Source organism: Streptomyces sp. NPDC041108 (assembly GCF_055592645.1).
The window spans coordinates 20,559-35,839 of the sequence record NZ_JBVIYK010000006.1 but is presented as its reverse complement, the minus strand read 5'-3'; the positions used below and the strand labels follow the sequence as shown (position 1 = coordinate 35,839).

Below are 15,281 nucleotides of genomic sequence, written 5' to 3'. Positions count from 1 at the left end.
CCTCTCGAATCGGGGTGACATGCGTCACGACCGAATTGCGCCCCGATGGAATCGAACGCCCCGCTTTTCCAGGGCGACAACCGCGCTCTTCCTTGTATCTATCGGCTATTTCGGTCACAGGGTGCTGAATCGAACCGGTGGCCGAGATCTGCGGCGCGGACTCCGGCCGTCGGTGCCGACCGGCCTTCTACCTGGTCCCGGGCGGGTGTTGGCGCCGGGGCGCGTGCGCCGAGAGCACGCTTCACCGGCACCGGGACGCCTGCGAAGCGTCACCGGACCCTCACCTTCGGTAGCACACACGTTCGTTGCCCGGTGCACTCGACGCTCCCCATAATGACCGGGCTCGCCAGGGCCACGGCCACGGCCGCCGAGGTCGCGACGCCGTCGGACCGAAGTCGGACCAGTCTGTGAGGCCATGCATGAGCAGTCACCGCCGCAAGAAGGGCGCCCCGAAGACCTCGAAGGCCCGGAACGCCTCGAAGGCGAGGCGCCCGGGTGGGAGACGCCGCAGGGCCGTCATCGCCGCGGCGGTCGTGGTGGCCGTGGGCGCCGTGGGCGCCACCACCCTCGTCGCGAGCGGTGACGGGCCCGGCGGCTGGCGCGACACGGCCGCCTCCTGGTGGGGCGGGCAGAAGCCGGACCCCGCGCCCGACCCCACACCGTCGAGCACGCCCTCCGAGCAGGAGCGGACCTCCGTCGCGGACGCCCCGGCCTCCCCCACCCCGTCCCGCACCCCGAGCAAGCGCCGCTCCAGCCCCACGCCGAGCGCGTCCCCCTCGAAGAAGGCCGACCGGCCCGCCGAGAAGCCGACGGCGGACACCGCCGACGAGCCGACCAGGCCCGCGAACACCCCGACCCCCGCGAAGGCCAGGAGCACTCCCGCCCCCGCCCGGACCAACGCGGACTCCGGTCCCACGAGCCGCGTCCTGGAACTGGTCAACGCCGAGCGCGCGAAGGCGGGTTGCTCTCCGGTGACCGTGGACGCGAAGCTCACCAAGGCCGCGCAGAACCACAGCCAGGACATGGCCGACCACACGAACATGTCCCACACCGGTTCCGACGGCTCCTCCATGACCGACCGCCTCGGCCGTGTCGGGTACGCGTACCGCTCGGCGGGCGAGAACGTCGCCGCCGGGTACGGCACCGCCGACAGCGTCATGGACGGCTGGATGAACAGCCCCGGCCACAAGGCCAACATCCTCAACTGCGGCTTCAAGGAGATAGGCATCGGCCTGGCGGGCCCGGGCAACTACTGGACCCAGAACTTCGGCACTCCCGCGTGACGACGCCCCGCCGGGCTGAACACATGACGGCGTGAACGTTTCGTCGCTACTCGAAAGAGTGATCCACTCCCAAGTCACCCCAGACCGCACCTGAACGCTCCATAGCCTCCCCTCATGGTCACATCAGCCCATGAGGGACTGCATCGCATCTTCCAGGAGAGGCCGGAGATCCTCGCACCCGTCTTCCAGGTGCTCGGCCTCCCCTTTCCCGAGAAGGCGACCGTGGACGCGCTCACCACCGACGTGACGGAGACCAAGCCTCTGGAACGGCGCGTGGACACCGTGCTGCGCATCGGCCCGTCCGACGGGGAGGACTTCATGCTCGCCGTCGAGGTTCAGGGCGAGCGGAAGCCCGGCAAGGAGATGAGCTGGCCGTACTACGTCTCCTACATCCAGTCCAAGTACCGGCTGCCCGTGCTCCTGCTCGTCGTCTGCCAGGACCGGCGCACCGCCGCGTGGGCGTCCGGACCCTTCGACTGCGGCGCACAGGGCTGGATCACACAGCGCACCCACCCCATGGTGGTCGGACCGGACAACCTTCCGGTGATCACTGAGGCGAGGACCGCGGCGAACAACCTCGCCATGGCCGCCTTCTCCGCTCTGACGCACGCCCGAAGCACCCAGATCAACGACATACTGGACGCGATGGGCCGCGCCTTGCAGGCGACGGACGGGAAGGCAGTCGACTATTTCTACGAGTTCCTGGAAATCAACCTGCGGGGTACCCCCGCCGGAGAAAAGTGGAGGGACATCATGAGCTTCGTCAGCTACTTTCCCGGTCGTGGAACGGTCCGCGAGACGGCTTACCTGGAGGGCGAGGCCAAGGGCGAGGCCAAGGGGGTCCTGCGCGTTCTGGAGGTACGCGGCATTCCCGTCACCGAGGACGTCCGTGAACGCATCACCACATGCACCGACCTCACCCTCGTCAGTGCCTGGCTCGACCGGGCGGGTACGGTCGAGCGCGCTGAGGACTTGTTCCCCGACCGTGCCGCGGAGACCTCGGGCGAACGATGAACCGGCGCCGACGAGAGCGCCCCGTGTGAAGCCGCCCCGGCCCGCACGGACTGCCGGGGCTTCCCGCTAGCCTCGGCCGCCTCCCTCGCCGGGTCCCCCGAAGCCGCCCTCGGGTGCCTCGCCCGCCGTGACCGTGGCGACCTTCTTCGCCGAGCCGAGCCGAGCCGAGCCGAGCCTGCCGGAGCCGGCGAGGCCACCGGTGTCGGTGCCGGAGGCCGTGCCGCCGGGATGGACGGTGCACTCCTCGCCGGTCTTGATGCCGGCGCCGGAGCAGACGACGTTCTGGATGGTCTTCGAGATGACGTACGACGCCACGACCTTCCCGTCCGCGTCGACGATGTGCAGGTCGTGCCCGCCTCGACCGACGCGTCCAGGGCCGCCGACAGCCAGCCCTGGTCCGACTCCTCGTCCGGGGTGACGACCATGCCCGCGCTGCCGGAGGCGAGGAGCGTGCCCCCGTCGACGGTGAAGCTGCCGTTGACGTCGAGCGCTCCGTTGCCGCCCGCCTCGGGGCCGTTGACGACGATCGTGCCGCCGGTGATCTCGGCGGTGCCGTTGGAGTCGAAGCCGTCGCCCTGGGGGTCGAGGATCAGGGTGCCGCCGGTGATCTCGGCGGAGTAGTCGCCGACGCTCTCGCCGCCACCGCCACCGCCACCGCCACCGCCACCGACTGGACCGCCGCCCCGGCCGCCGTGCGCGTCGTCCCCTGAAGTCGCCTCGCTGCCCGACGCGTTGACGCCGTCGTCGGCGGAGGCGACGTGCGAGGTGCCGCCCCGGACCAGGATGTCCCTGCCCTCCAGGCCCTCCTCGGAGCCGGTGATGTCCTGGTGCCGCGCGGGCCCCGCGTCTCGACCTCCAGGAAATGCTGTCCGGAGGCCAGGTACGTCCGGATCCGCAGCTTGAAGCGGCGCCGACGGCGGCGGACCACATCCACTCGAACAGCCGGTACGGCGAGAACCTGGCGAAGGGGTCGAACCCGCGCTACTCCCTCGCGGACGCGGCCCGCCTCTGGCTGGACGAGCGGGACGACTACGACAGCCCCTCCAACGCCTGCGTGAACGACCGGGAGTGCCTGCACTACACCCAGTTGGTCCGGCGCACCTCGACACGGGTCGGCGCGGCCAGGGCCAGGTGCGGGAACGGCTGGACCTTCGTGGTGGCCAACTTCGACCCGCCGGGGAACTGGCTGGGCCGCCGGCCGTACTGAGCCGTACCGACCGGCCCGGCCGGCGGGGCCGTGATAATTCCTGCATGGCCCCACCCCGGCACCGCAGAGCCCCGGCACCGCAGAGTCCCGCCGTCTTCGGGACACGCCCGTGAACGGCGTCCCCGACGGGCTCCGCCACCTCCTGGACGACGTGCTGGAGATCGGTGCCCCGTACGCCCTCGCCCTCACCGGCGATCACGCGGCGCAGGCGCACGGGCTCGTCGAGGCGCGGCCGCCCGGCCGGGACCTGGAGGTGGCGACGGAGCACGCGGCCCCGATGGCGGAGATCGCCGCGGCGGTCCGGGCGGGCCTGACGGAACGCGGCTGGGCGGCGCACGCGGTGGAGACGGCCCCGCTCTCCGCCCGCCTCCTCGTCGCCGATCCCACCACGGCGGAGGAACGCACCCTCGACCTGCTGAAGGAAACCCTCTGGCACCCGCCGGTCCGCACGGCGTGGGGCCCGACGCTCTCCCTGGAGGACGTGGTCGGCGCCAAGGTCCGGGCCGTGGCCGACCGGGGCGCCGCCCGCGATCTGATCGCCGTGCACGCGGCCACCGCGCACCGGACCGTCACCGAGCTGGAGGAACTGGCCCGGCGCCACACCTCCGCCACGTCCAGCACCTTCGACCTCACCGACCTCCAGTCCCGCCTGGAGGGCACCGAGTGGCTCGACGACCGGGAATTCGCTCGCCACGGTCTGGACGCCGAGGCCGTCCTGGGTCTCCGCCGCTGGGCCCAGACCTGGGCCGACGACATCGCCGAACGCCTCCTGGAAGAGGAGGCCCTGGCATCCCCACCGGAGGAGGAGCCCGAGTGAGCGGACGACGCCACGTCGCCCGAGGCGGTCCGGTCCGGCGGCCGTCCGGAGGGTCACGGGGCGGCGATGACCGACCTGTTCGCGGGAGCCGGTGCCTGGCCCGTCTCCATGCCCAGCGCCGCACGGGCCGCCGACACATGACGCAGCCCGTCGAGCGCCGTGCGCGAGACCCGCGCGTACTCGTCGGGCGTGCGGGCCCGGGCGAGCTGGGCGCGGGCGGTGCGCAGGCGTTCGGTGGCGTCGGTCAGGGACTCGGCCGCGGCCCCGCCCGCCCCGGCCTGGGCGCGTACGTCGATGCCGGCCAGGCTGCCGCCCAGCCGTACGACCCAGCGGTTGGCGTCGGCCTCCGCGTCCAGGCCGGACGCCGGGCGGGGGTCGTCGACGGACCGCCGCCGGGCGACGATCGCGACCACCGCCCCCACGACCAGCAACACCGCCACCAGCACGACCGGTTTCATGGCCTCCTCCAGCTCCCACGTCTCGTCCCGTACGCCCCCCGCGTTCCCTACAGCCGGTACGTCCCTTAAGTGGGTGTACGGGGTGTACGGGTTCCCTCACCCTGTACGTCCCATCACACCCCCTCCCGCTGTGCTCATCCGTCGGGAAACCTGTGCGTCATCTGATGACCTCCCCAGCGGGTACCCGGCCCGGCGCGGGCGCACGCCGAGGGCCCGGAACCCACAGGAGGGTTCCGGGCCCGGGCCGTACGCCGGCCGGGTCAGCTCGCCGAGGCGGCCTCCGACGCCGTTTCCGAGGCGCCGGGCTGGACGGAGTCGCCCGTGCCGGTGTTCGCGGCCTCGGGGTCGACACCGACCGTGATGGAGCCGACGACACCGCGGGCGATGTCGTTCTTCTTCCGGTACTTCAGCGTGAGCAGACCGCCCTGGACGCCGCTGCCGTCGTAGATCGTGTCGTCGTCGAGGGTCGTGCGCTCGGTCGTGGACATCGAGTACGGCTCGACCTCGGCGGAGGCGAGCACGGCCGCCTCGGCGAAGAAGAACTGGCCGGTGTGGCAGGTGGTGCCGCCCTCGTAACCGGCGTCCGTCCACTCGCCGTCGACGTGCACCTTCGTGTGGATGTGCACACAGCGGCCCCGGTACCAGCCCGGGAAGATCGTCTCGAAGGTGACGAGGCCCTGTCTGTCGGTCTTCCAGGTGCCGCGCAGATAGCGGGTGTCACTGGTGGGTTCCTCGTGACCGCCACCGCCGCTTCCGCCGCCACCGGCCGGCGGCTCACCCGTCGGCACGTCCGTGGGGGTGCCCGAGGGGGCGTCGGTCGGCGGGGTGCCACCGCCCTCGGAGAAGCTCTCATAGCCCGAGTAGAGACCGAGCGCGTCACAGTGCCAGATGTCGAAGGCCGCGTTGCGGACCGGCCTGCAGGTCTCGGCGTCGATCACCTTGAGCCGGAGGGTGAGGGGGATACCCTCCTTGTCCTCGGTGATGTCACGGCGGAGCTTGTCCGCGTCGATGTAGTACGGGCCTTCGGTGGTCTCCGAGGTGAGCTGGTAGCACTCCTCGCCGGCGCTCGCGCTCGCGGTGGCGAGGGGCTTCTTGCCTGCCCCGCCGTTCGTGCCCGCGCTCGCGGTCGCGACGACCGCTCCGCCCACGCCCACGGCGGCCACGGCGCCCGCGCCCGCCACGACGACCCTGCGGCGCGTCAGGTCCCGCTTGTGCTTCCGCCCTTGTGCCTTCTCGTTTCCGGTCTGGTTTCCCGTCAGGGCCAGGAAAGCAGGGAGGCAGGGTGTCAACGCCTTGGGAATGGCCTGTGGTTCACCTCGCATTCCCGTGCGGATTCCACTTCGGAAAGAGAAGAGGCTCGAAATCGCCATCTCTTTCCGGCCGCTTCCCTCCGTTTTCCGGCGAGGAATCCGGTCGGCTCGCCTGCCGCGTACTCCGTGGTCCCGGCGGGCGACACCGAACCCGACGCCGAGGTAAAGGCGAAGGTCAAGGCCAGCACCGAGGCCGAGGCGGCAGCGGATGGCCGCCGGTCCGACCGGGCGGCGCGTCGCACCGGACAGTTCCACCGGTTTTTCCCCGCGCGCATGCGAAAGGGGCCGGAAATCGACGAACGATTTCCGGCCCCTGCACGGAAAGCCTGGTGAAAAGGCAGGCCCTACTTCGGCTGGGGCTTGCGCACCGACAGGTGCAGCTCGCGCAGCCGCGCTTCCTCCAGCTCCGTCGGCGCGCCCATCATCAGGTCCTGGGCGTTGCCGTTGAGCGGGAAGGCGATGGTCTCGCGGATGTTGGGCTCGTCCGCGAGGAGCATGACGATGCGGTCGACGCCGGGCGCGATGCCACCGTGCGGCGGGGCGCCGAAGCGGAACGCGCGCAGCATGCCCGCGAACTGCTCCTCGACGGTCTCACGGTCGTAGCCCGCGATCTCGAAGGCCTTCAGCATGATGTCGGGCTCGTGGTTCCGGATCGCGCCGGAGGACAGCTCGACGCCGTTGCAGACGATGTCGTACTGCCAGCCAAGGATGTCCAGCGGGTCCTGGGTCTCCAGGGCCTCCAGACCGCCCTGCGGCATCGAGAACGGGTTGTGCGAGAAGTCGATCTTCCCGGTCTCCTCGTCCTTCTCGTACATCGGGAAGTCGACGATCCAGCAGAATCGGAAGACGCCCTCCTCGAAGTGCCCGGCGCGCTTGGCGGCCTCGACCCGCACCGCGCCCATGATCTTCGAGACTTCCTCGAACTCGCCCGCGCCGAAGAACACGGCGTGACCGGCGGCCAGGGAGAGCCGCTTGGTCAGCTCGGCGACGTTGTCCTCGGTGAGGAACTTGGCGATCGGGCCGGACAGCGAACCGTCCTCGGCGACCCGGACCCAGGCCAGACCCTTGGCACCCTGCTCGATCGCGTACTCGCCGAGCTGGTCGAAGAACTTGCGGGGCTGGGCGGAGACGTCCGGCACGGCGAGCGCGCGCACGTGCTTGCCGGCGAACGCCTTGAACTCCGAGCCCTCGAAGACGTCGGTGATGTCCACCAGTTCCAGCTGGGCCCGCAGGTCCGGCTTGTCGGAGCCGTACTTCAGCATCGCCTCGCGGAACGGGATGCGCGGGAAGGGCGAGGTGACGTGCCGGCCGTTGCCGAACTCCTCGAACAGCTCGGTCATGAGCTTCTCGATGGGCTGGAACACGTCCTCCTGCTCGACGAAGGACATCTCCACGTCGAGCTGGTAGAACTCGCCCGGCGAACGGTCCGCGCGCGCGTCCTCGTCACGGAAGCAGGGCGCGATCTGGAAGTACCGGTCGAAGCCCGAGATCATCAGCAGCTGCTTGAACTGCTGCGGGGCCTGGGGGAGGGCGTAGAACCTGCCCGGGTTGAGGCGCGACGGCACGACGAAGTCGCGGGCGCCCTCGGGGGAGGTGGCGGACAGGATCGGCGTCGCCATCTCGTTGAAGCCGAGGGCCGTCATCTTGTGACGGATGGCGCTGATCACGGCCGTACGCAGCATGATGTTGCGGTGCATGCGCTCGCGGCGCAGGTCGAGGAAGCGGTACTCCAGGCGCCGCTCCTCGTTGACCCCGTCCTCGGCGTTGATCGTGAAGGGGAGCGGGGCGGCCGCGCCGAGCAGCTCGACCTCGCCGACCTCGACCTCGATCTCGCCGGTGGGCAGGTCCGGGTTGACGTTCTCGGAGCCGCGCGAGACGACCTTGCCGTCGACGCGGACGGTCGACTCCTTGGAGATCTTGTCCAGCGCCTCGTAGGCCGGAGTGCCCGGACGGGCCACCAACTGCGTGATGCCGTAGTGATCGCGGAGATCGATGAAGAGGATGCCGCCCAGGTCGCGCCGATTGTGCAGCCAGCCGCTCAGCCGGACGTCGGTGCCGACGTCAGAGGCGCGGAGCTCGCCGCAGGTGTGGGACCTGTACCGATGCATCGTCGTTCATCCAGCCTTCGCTGATCGGGGATCTGGCGGGTGTCTCACGGCCGGTGTCTCACGGCCGATGTTTCACGTGAAACAAACCCAAGGGTACCGGGCACCCCGAGATCACCTCCCCACCATTTACCGCTGACGGACGGGAGCCTCTCGCACGAGGGGCTCAACCCTGACCGGATACGCACGGTCATAGCCATGGGCAGGACCGCAAGCGGTTACTGTCGCTAGCGTCGATTGCCGTCACCTCCGTCGCCGCCGGTCGTGGTCACTTGTCATGCCTCCGGTCCCGATCGGTACCCGTACAGCGCCGGTGGCACGGTCCGATCAGCTGTTCTTAGAGTGGGTCAATGCGCACTGGTGAGCCCCCGCCCACTGTGGGGGACGTCCTGTCCGCCCTCGCGACGGGACTGTGGACCTGGGACAGCGCTGCCGAAACCGTCACGTTGGACGCCGAGGCCGCCCGGCTCCTGGGGCTGGCCGCGGAGCCGACGACCCTCACCCAGGCCGGGGCGCGATCACGTCTGCACCCCGTCGACTGGAACGAGATCGTGTCGGTCGTGCAGCTCGCCGTCGCCGAGGGCACCCTCGCCGAGGTACGGATCCGGATCATGGACGAACGCGGCCGGGTGCTCCGCACGGTCCGCAGCCGCTCCAAGCCGACCTTCGACCCGGTGCGCAGGTCCTTCGAGCTGATCGGCACCATCCAGGAGGTCACCGAACCCTCGCCGGCGACCGCCGTCCGCGCGCCGTCCGTCACCGGCGACTGGCGGCGCTCGCGCGAGGCCTTCCTGCTGGACGCCGGGCGCGCGCTGGCCGAGGCGCGGTCCACGCACGAGGTGCTGCGGGTCGCGGCGGGCCTGGCGATGCCGGGATTCTCCCCGGACGGGCTCGCCGTCTTCGGAGTGGAGGCCGACCGTCTCACCGTCATCGGCCACCACGGTCACAGCCAGGGCGCCGAGGGCCCCTTCACCCATATGCCGCTGGAGACGGACTACCCGGCCGCCGAGGTGGCCCGCACCGGCCGCGCCGTCTATCTCTCCTCCCCCGAGGACTACAAGGCGCGCTACCCCACGGCCTGGCCGCTCGCCGAACAGTTCGCCCGGCAGTCGTGGGCGTTCCTGCCGCTGACCGTCGCCGGGCGCACGATGGGCGCGTGGATGGCGGGCTTCACCCACCCCGTCACCTTCACCCCCGACGAACGATCGGTGCTGACCACCGTCGCCCGCATGCTCGCCCAGGCGCTCTCCCGCGCCGGGGCCGCCGAGACCGAACGCGAGCTGACCGACGGCCTCCAGCGGACGATGCTCCCGACGCTGGGCCCGGAGATACCGGGCATGAGCGTCGCCGCGCGGTACGTCCCGACCGGCGGCGGGCTCCAGGTCGGCGGCGACTGGTACGACATGATCGCCCTGCCGAGCGGCCGCTTCGCCCTGGTCATCGGCGACGTCCAGGGCCATGACGTACGCGCCGCCGGGCTCATGGGCCAGCTCCGTATCGCCCTGCGCGCCTACGCCTCCGAGGGACACCCCCCGGACGCCGTCCTCTCCCGCGCTTCCCGCTTCCTGCACGGCGTCACCAACGACTCCGCCGCCCACTTCGCCGACCTGCGCTTCGCGACCTGCCTCTACGTCGAGGTCGACCCGGCGTCCTGCGTGCTCGACATCGCCCGCGCCGGGCACCCCGACCCGGTGGTCCGCATGGCCGACGGCACGGTCCTGGTCCGCCCGACCCCGGGCGGCCTCCCCCTCGGCATCGACCCCGACGCCGACTACCCCACGACCCGGCTCGTCCTCGAACCCGGCGAGACCATGCTCCTGTGCACCGACGGCCTCATCGAGACGGGCGGCCACGACCTCGACACGGGCTGGCGCCGTATCCGCACCATCCTGGAATCCTTCGACCCTGCCCCGCCCGGGGACGGAACCGCCGAGGAGCCGCAGGGCGAGGGGGCGAAGACCGCCGTCCTAGCCACCACCGGCCCGGGGCCGGCCGGTCTGGCGCCGGGCCGGCTGGAGGCACTGGCGGACGCACTGGTGCAAGGCGTGCACGGCCCCTCCTCGCACCACACGCCCGGCCCGCTCGCCGACCGGCGGGAGGACGATATAGCGATGCTGCTGCTGTACCGCAAGAGCGAGGGGCACGACCGCGACGACGACGCCGTACGCCCGCCCGTACGACGCACCGCACTCACCGTCGCCCAGGCGGAGCCCGAACGCATCGCCGGCGCCCGCCAGCAGGTACGCGAACTGCTCCACGACTGGAACTGCCGCGACCAGGTCGACTCCGCGGTCCTCCTCGTCTCCGAGACGCTCACCAACGTCCTCGTCCACACGGACGCCGACGCCCTCCTCGTCGCCGAGGTGACCGGCGACGGCGGCAAGCGCCGGATACGCGTCGAGGTCACCGACACCAGCGACGCCCTCCCCCACAAACGCCACCCCGGCGAACTCGCCTCCTCCGGCCGCGGCCTCGTCCTCATGGACCTGCTCGCGGACGCCTGGGGCGTGGACCCCCGCGGCGACGGCAAGAGCACCTGGTTCGAACTACACGAAACGACACCACCGGACTAGCGCCGCACGTGACCGGGCAGACGCCCCGGACGCGATCGGCGACACCGGCGACACCTCGTACCGAAGCCCCTTTCGCCACAGAATCGATGCATCTGTACCCGATTTGGGTGAACATCCTTGCTACGGACACCCGTCACACCCCCCGCTGCCTAGCTTCCGGTGCGGAGGAGATGCTCGATGGACGAGCAGAACAACACACCGCCGGACGATCCGGCGGCGCAGCACCAGGACGCGATCGACATCAACGACTTCGTGTTCGCGGCGACGGGGGGCACGGCTCCGCAGGCTTACCACCCCGGGCGGCGAGCACTGGTTCGTGGCAGCGGATCTGGCCACGGATCTTGGCTGCACGAACACCCGCCAGGCACTCATCGCACATGTTGCAGCGGACGGTCAATCAATCCTGGGCGATCTTGCACGAAGCGTCTACGGAACAGACGCTTCGTGCAAGATCGCAGGTCACGGACTCAAGAAGTCGATGAAGATGGTGAACCTCAAGGGGCTGGTCAGCCTTGTCAACGGGTGCCACAAACCCGAGTGCGCACCGTTCAAGAACTGGGTCTGCGAGGTCATCGCCACCATCCAGCGCGACGGCTCCTACGCCCTGAAGCCCGCCCCCGTACAACCCGCCCCCACCGGCGGCACGGCCTACGCGATGCCCCAGCAGGTGGCGGACGCCATCGTCCGGCTCGAAGAACGGAACATCCGGGCGGACGAGATGCTGATGGCGTTCCAGGAGGAGGGGAACGTTCTGCTCCGCCAGATCAACCGCAGCCAGAGCGTCATGGCGGACGCGCTGCAGGACATCGCCGTCTCCCTCAGGCACCTCGGCAACCGTCCTCACCCCCACCTGTCCGAGGAGCCGGAACCGGAGTCGACCCCGCAGGACCTCCTCGCCGCCTGGAAGGCGAAGAACCTCATGGTCACCGAGGACATCCACGCGGTGGCGGCCTACCTCGCCCCGGCGCTGGTACGCGGTGAGGCGCGCTACCGCCTGGAGGAGATCTCCTCCCGTACCGGGCTGTCCCAGGAACGGGTCAACGACTGTCTCAGGATGCTCGTCAAGCGGGGATGCGTCCGGCAGACGGGCTGCACTCCGGGCGGTGCGCCGGTCTACGTCCTGGCGTGAGCCATGACGCCGTGACGCCGTGACAGAGCCCTCATGAGGCAGGCCCGAAGCCGCAATACGAAGTTGCGGCTTCGGGCCTGGCCTCACGGTATCGGTTCTCACCCGCCCGCCGCCGCCGAACGCGTCACCCACCCCCGGCCCCACGCGGTCGCGGCCCCCGACCGCTGCGCATGTCCCCGCTCAGGCCCGCTCGTACACCAGCAGTCGCCGGCCGTGGGAACGCTCGTCCGCCACCACGGTGAAGTACCGCTCCAGTACGGCGGCTTTCGTCCTGTCCCGTCGCGACGTCGGTGGTTTCGCCACGTCGGGCGCGTCGGTGACCAGCAGGATCCGCCGCTCCGCGAGCATCGCGGCCCGTATCCGGGCCGGGTCCGCCTCCACCCCCTTCAGCGTCCCGGACCTCGCGGGGCTCCGGGCCAGCGCGATGTCCCGTACCCCCGCGAAGTCGTCGGGGGAGACCAGCGCGGTGTCGCGTCGGGCCGACGGCGCGAAGATCACCGCGTCACCGGGCCGCTTCAGGCGTCGTACGTCCTCGGCGGTCGCGAGGACGTCGTCGACGCGGCTGGCGGGGGACCGCTTGGCGATCGACTGCGGCAGCAGCGCCACCATCGCGACGGCGACGACCACCGGGACGAGCCATGACGCCGCCTGCGGGAACCGTGGCGGGACGGCCTGGACCGCCGCACCGAGAGCCGCCCCGATCAGGAGCGCCAGACCCAGCATGCCGGACAGGACATAGCGTTCCAGGAACAGGGGCCGGATCAGGGAGAGGCCGAGCAGGCCGAGCTGCGGCACCGCCAGCAGCGGCAGCGCGACGGCCGCGACCGACAGCCGTCCCGCCCGCGGCCGGTCCAGCAGGGCCCCGAGACCCCCGATCGTCAGCAGGACCGCGGGCCCGATCATCATGTGCCAGGTCAGCGGCGGTATCCAGGAGACCTGACCGGACTGCCCGCGGCTGAAAAGGATCAACGGCAGGACACCCGCCGTCGCGACCACCGAGGCCGCCGCCCAACGCGCCCAGATCGGCCGCGCCGCCCGCGTCCACACCAGGGTCGCCGCGTGCGCGGGCACGATCAGCAGCGACAGCCAGTTCAGCAGCCCGCACACCAGGACCGCGGCACCGTACGCCGCCCAGAGGGCCGCCCCGCGCGCCCCACGGCCGTCCCGCTCCCGGTGGAGCACGGTCACCAGCAGCAGCGTCGAGAGTCCCGCGCCGGCCGTGACGATCGCGTACGGACGGCCCTCCTGGAGATGGAACTGCACCGCCGGCAGCAGCGCGAACGCCAGCCCGCCGCCCAGGCCCGCCCAGACCCCGGCCAGCCGGCGGCCGATGACCGTCACACAGGCGGCCGCCACCGCCATGGCCAGCACCGAGGGCAGCCGCAGAGTCGTCGTACCGGGGCCGAAGCACGCGAAGAGACCGTGCATCAGCAGGTAGTAGAGCCCATGGACGACGTCGACCTGCCCCAGCATGTGCCAGATGTCCGGGGCCGACCGTCGTGCCACCTGCCAGGTCGCGGCCTCGTCCCGCCACACCGTGTGCTGCCGGGACAGCCCCCACAGACCGAGGGCCAGGGTCCACACCACCGGGACCGACCAGAGCGGCAGACGCCGCACCAGGGCCAGGGCCGGGGTCGCCGCCGCCGAGCAGACGGTCGGGACAGCCGCGACGGCCGCGCGGCATCGTACGAGCAGCGGAGCGTCAGTGGTCAAGCGACCGGAGGACGCAGTGCGTCCCGGCGGCGAACTCCCCAGTCGTCGAGCACTCTGTCCATGATCTCTCCCCGTTCCCCTGTCCTTACGGCGAGGGCAGCGGGCACACCTGTCGACGCCCCGGCCACAGGCCGGGGCGGACAGGCGTGCTGATCTCCCCCTGAGTGCCACCCGTCCCGGAGGTCAGCCGACCGGGTGGACATGCCAAAACCTACGCAGGGAGAGGAAGACTGATCCAGCTGTTGTCCGGGTGGGCATGATCACCCGGAACACAGTGAACCGAAAGACGGAAAGCTCCGTCCACGCGCGGACGGAGCCTTCCCACCAAGCAACCGAGCACCTGAGAACCTGAGCCACTGACCGCCTGAGCACCCGACCCGCTGAGCACCCGAGCCCCTCGGCCAACGAGCACCCAAGCACCCAAGCACCCAAGCACCCGAGCTGCCGAACTCCTCGGATCCACCGCGCAGCCGCAGCGCTCCGGCGGGACCTACAGCCCTTCGGGGGTCATCCCGTGAACCGCCGGGATCGTCCCCAGCCGGCCCTTCTGGAAGTCCTCGACCGCCTGCTGCAGTTCGTCGCGGGTGTTCATGACGAACGGGCCGTAGTGGGCCATGGGCTCACGGATCGGCTGTCCGCCGAGGAGAACGATCTCCAGGTCGGGAGTGTGCGAGTCCTGCTGCTCGTCCGCGCGGAAGGTGATCGAGGAGCCCGCCCCGAACACGGCCGTCTGGCCGAGGTGGATCGGACGCCGGTCCGCACCGACGCTGCCCCGCCCGGCGAGGACGTACGCGAGGGCGTTGAAGTCCTCCCGCCACGGCAGGGTGATCTCCGCGCCCGGCGCGACCGTCGCGTGGAGCAGGGTGATCGGGGTGTGGGTGATGCCCGGCCCCTCGTGACCGTCCAGCTCACCGGCGATGACACGCAGGAGCGCGCCGCCGTCCGGAGTGGTGAGCAGCTGGACCTGGCCGCCGCGGATGTCCTGGTACCTCGGGGCCATCATCTTGTCCTTGGCCGGGAGGTTCACCCACAGCTGGATGCCGTGGAAGAGGCCACCGGACATGACGAGGGACTCCGGCGGCGCCTCGATGTGGAGGAGGCCCGAGCCGGCCGTCATCCACTGGGTGTCGCCGTTGGTGATGGTGCCGCCACCGCCCTGGCTGTCCTGGTGGTCGAAGATCCCGTCGATGATGTAGGTGACGGTCTCGAAGCCGCGGTGGGGGTGCCAGGGGGTGCCCTTCGGCTCGCCCGGCGCGTAGTCCACCTCACCCATCTGGTCCATCATGATGAACGGGTCGAGGTGGCGGTAGTTGATCCCGGCGAACGCACGGCGGACCGGGAAACCCTCGCCCTCGAATCCACTGGGCGCGGTCGTCACGGTGAGCACCGGCCGGGCCACCGCGTCGGTCGGCGCGGCGACACGGGGCAGGGTCAGCGGGTTCTCGACGGTCACTGCGGGCATGTCGGTACCTCCTTGTGCGCTCAGTTTAGTTGACGATTGAACTTCCTGCTACCCCCAACAGCACACGGCCCGCATCCCATTCCCTCGCGGTCAGGGCAGCAGAACGCCGCCGGCCACGGAGGACCAGCGGCGAGATCAATCTCGGTCACCGGCCAACAGCAGGGGACCGAAAGGCCCGGAAGAAACGGTGCAGCACACCCCACGGGCCAG

Annotated in this window: 13 protein-coding genes; 7 read left to right on the top strand and 6 right to left on the bottom strand. The window is 70.8% G+C overall.

The window, feature by feature from the left end:
- Positions 1–419: 419 nt before the first annotated feature.
- Together ACZ6BB_RS18315 and ACZ6BB_RS18310 are read left to right on the top strand one after the other, a co-directional pair.
- A complete protein-coding gene (locus ACZ6BB_RS18315) occupies positions 420–1,283 on the top strand; it encodes a CAP domain-containing protein (RefSeq protein ID WP_471616190.1) in 864 nt (287 codons plus the stop codon).
- A 114-nt stretch (positions 1,284–1,397) separates the two neighbouring features.
- Positions 1,398–2,297: a hypothetical protein gene (locus ACZ6BB_RS18310; RefSeq protein ID WP_471616189.1), complete on the top strand. Its 900-nt coding sequence runs from the start codon at positions 1,398–1,400 to the stop codon at positions 2,295–2,297.
- Between the two features lie 66 nt (positions 2,298–2,363).
- Here ACZ6BB_RS18310 and ACZ6BB_RS18305 read toward each other — a convergent pair whose 3' ends face one another.
- Positions 2,364–2,612: a hypothetical protein gene (locus ACZ6BB_RS18305; RefSeq protein ID WP_471616188.1), complete on the bottom strand. Its 249-nt coding sequence runs from the start codon at positions 2,610–2,612 to the stop codon at positions 2,364–2,366.
- Positions 2,613–2,645: 33 nt separating this feature from the next.
- Here ACZ6BB_RS18305 and ACZ6BB_RS18300 point away from each other — a divergent pair, with 33 nt between their 5' ends.
- The 3 genes from ACZ6BB_RS18300 to ACZ6BB_RS18290 all read left to right on the top strand — a co-directional run bounded on the left by ACZ6BB_RS18300 (position 2,646) and on the right by ACZ6BB_RS18290 (position 4,321).
- On the top strand, positions 2,646–2,918 hold the full coding sequence (locus ACZ6BB_RS18300) for a hypothetical protein (RefSeq protein ID WP_471616187.1): 273 nt from the start codon (positions 2,646–2,648) through the stop codon (positions 2,916–2,918).
- Between the two features lie 241 nt (positions 2,919–3,159).
- Positions 3,160–3,504 (top strand): CAP domain-containing protein, encoded by a 345-nt coding sequence (locus ACZ6BB_RS18295; RefSeq protein WP_471616186.1) that lies wholly within the window; start codon positions 3,160–3,162, stop codon positions 3,502–3,504.
- A 109-nt stretch (positions 3,505–3,613) separates the two neighbouring features.
- A complete protein-coding gene (locus tag ACZ6BB_RS18290; RefSeq protein WP_471616185.1) occupies positions 3,614–4,321 on the top strand; it encodes a hypothetical protein in 708 nt (235 codons plus the stop codon).
- 53 nt (positions 4,322–4,374) lie between these two features.
- Here the strand turns inward: ACZ6BB_RS18290 and ACZ6BB_RS18285 are convergent, their stop codons facing one another.
- From ACZ6BB_RS18285 to aspS, 3 genes are all read right to left on the bottom strand, one after another.
- Positions 4,375–4,779, bottom strand: a complete 405-nt coding sequence (locus ACZ6BB_RS18285) for a hypothetical protein (protein WP_471616184.1) — start codon at positions 4,777–4,779, stop codon at positions 4,375–4,377.
- A 260-nt stretch (positions 4,780–5,039) separates the two neighbouring features.
- Positions 5,040–6,038, bottom strand: a complete 999-nt coding sequence (locus ACZ6BB_RS18280; RefSeq protein ID WP_471616588.1) for an intradiol ring-cleavage dioxygenase — start codon at positions 6,036–6,038, stop codon at positions 5,040–5,042.
- 395 nt (positions 6,039–6,433) lie between these two features.
- Entirely contained in the window at positions 6,434–8,197 is a 1,764-nt protein-coding gene (gene aspS, locus ACZ6BB_RS18275; protein WP_471616183.1) for an aspartate--tRNA ligase, read from the bottom strand.
- 347 nt (positions 8,198–8,544) lie between these two features.
- Here aspS and ACZ6BB_RS18270 point away from each other — a divergent pair, with 347 nt between their 5' ends.
- Positions 8,545–10,767, top strand: a complete 2,223-nt coding sequence (locus ACZ6BB_RS18270; protein ID WP_471616182.1) for a SpoIIE family protein phosphatase — start codon at positions 8,545–8,547, stop codon at positions 10,765–10,767.
- Positions 10,768–11,083: 316 nt separating this feature from the next.
- Positions 11,084–11,896, top strand: a complete 813-nt coding sequence (locus tag ACZ6BB_RS18265) for a BRO family protein (RefSeq protein ID WP_471616181.1) — start codon at positions 11,084–11,086, stop codon at positions 11,894–11,896.
- 180 nt (positions 11,897–12,076) lie between these two features.
- Here the strand turns inward: ACZ6BB_RS18265 and ACZ6BB_RS18260 are convergent, their stop codons facing one another.
- Together ACZ6BB_RS18260 and ACZ6BB_RS18255 are read right to left on the bottom strand one after the other, a co-directional pair.
- The gene (locus ACZ6BB_RS18260; RefSeq protein ID WP_471616587.1) at positions 12,077–13,513 is read right to left on the bottom strand and encodes a glycosyltransferase family 39 protein; all 1,437 of its coding nucleotides are present in this window, start codon (positions 13,511–13,513) and stop codon (positions 12,077–12,079) included.
- A gap of 586 nt (positions 13,514–14,099) precedes the next feature.
- Positions 14,100–15,071, bottom strand: coding sequence for a pirin family protein (locus ACZ6BB_RS18255; protein WP_471616180.1), 972 nt, complete (start codon positions 15,069–15,071; stop codon positions 14,100–14,102).
- Between the last annotated feature and the right edge of the window lie 210 nt (positions 15,072–15,281).

Bases quoted from the DNA above. Each gene is read 5' to 3' on its own strand.
- ACZ6BB_RS18315 (WP_471616190.1), top strand. From the start codon at position 420: ATGAGCAGTCACCGCCGCAAGAAGGGCGCCCCGAAGACCTCGAAGGCC.
- ACZ6BB_RS18310 (WP_471616189.1), top strand. From the start codon at position 1,398: ATGGTCACATCAGCCCATGAGGGACTGCATCGCATCTTCCAGGAGAGG.
- ACZ6BB_RS18295 (WP_471616186.1), top strand. From the start codon at position 3,160: ATGCTGTCCGGAGGCCAGGTACGTCCGGATCCGCAGCTTGAAGCGGCG.
- ACZ6BB_RS18285 (WP_471616184.1), bottom strand. From the start codon at position 4,779: ATGAAACCGGTCGTGCTGGTGGCGGTGTTGCTGGTCGTGGGGGCGGTG.
- aspS (WP_471616183.1), bottom strand. From the start codon at position 8,197: ATGCATCGGTACAGGTCCCACACCTGCGGCGAGCTCCGCGCCTCTGAC.
- ACZ6BB_RS18270 (WP_471616182.1), top strand. From the start codon at position 8,545: ATGCGCACTGGTGAGCCCCCGCCCACTGTGGGGGACGTCCTGTCCGCC.
- ACZ6BB_RS18255 (WP_471616180.1), bottom strand. From the start codon at position 15,071: ATGCCCGCAGTGACCGTCGAGAACCCGCTGACCCTGCCCCGTGTCGCC.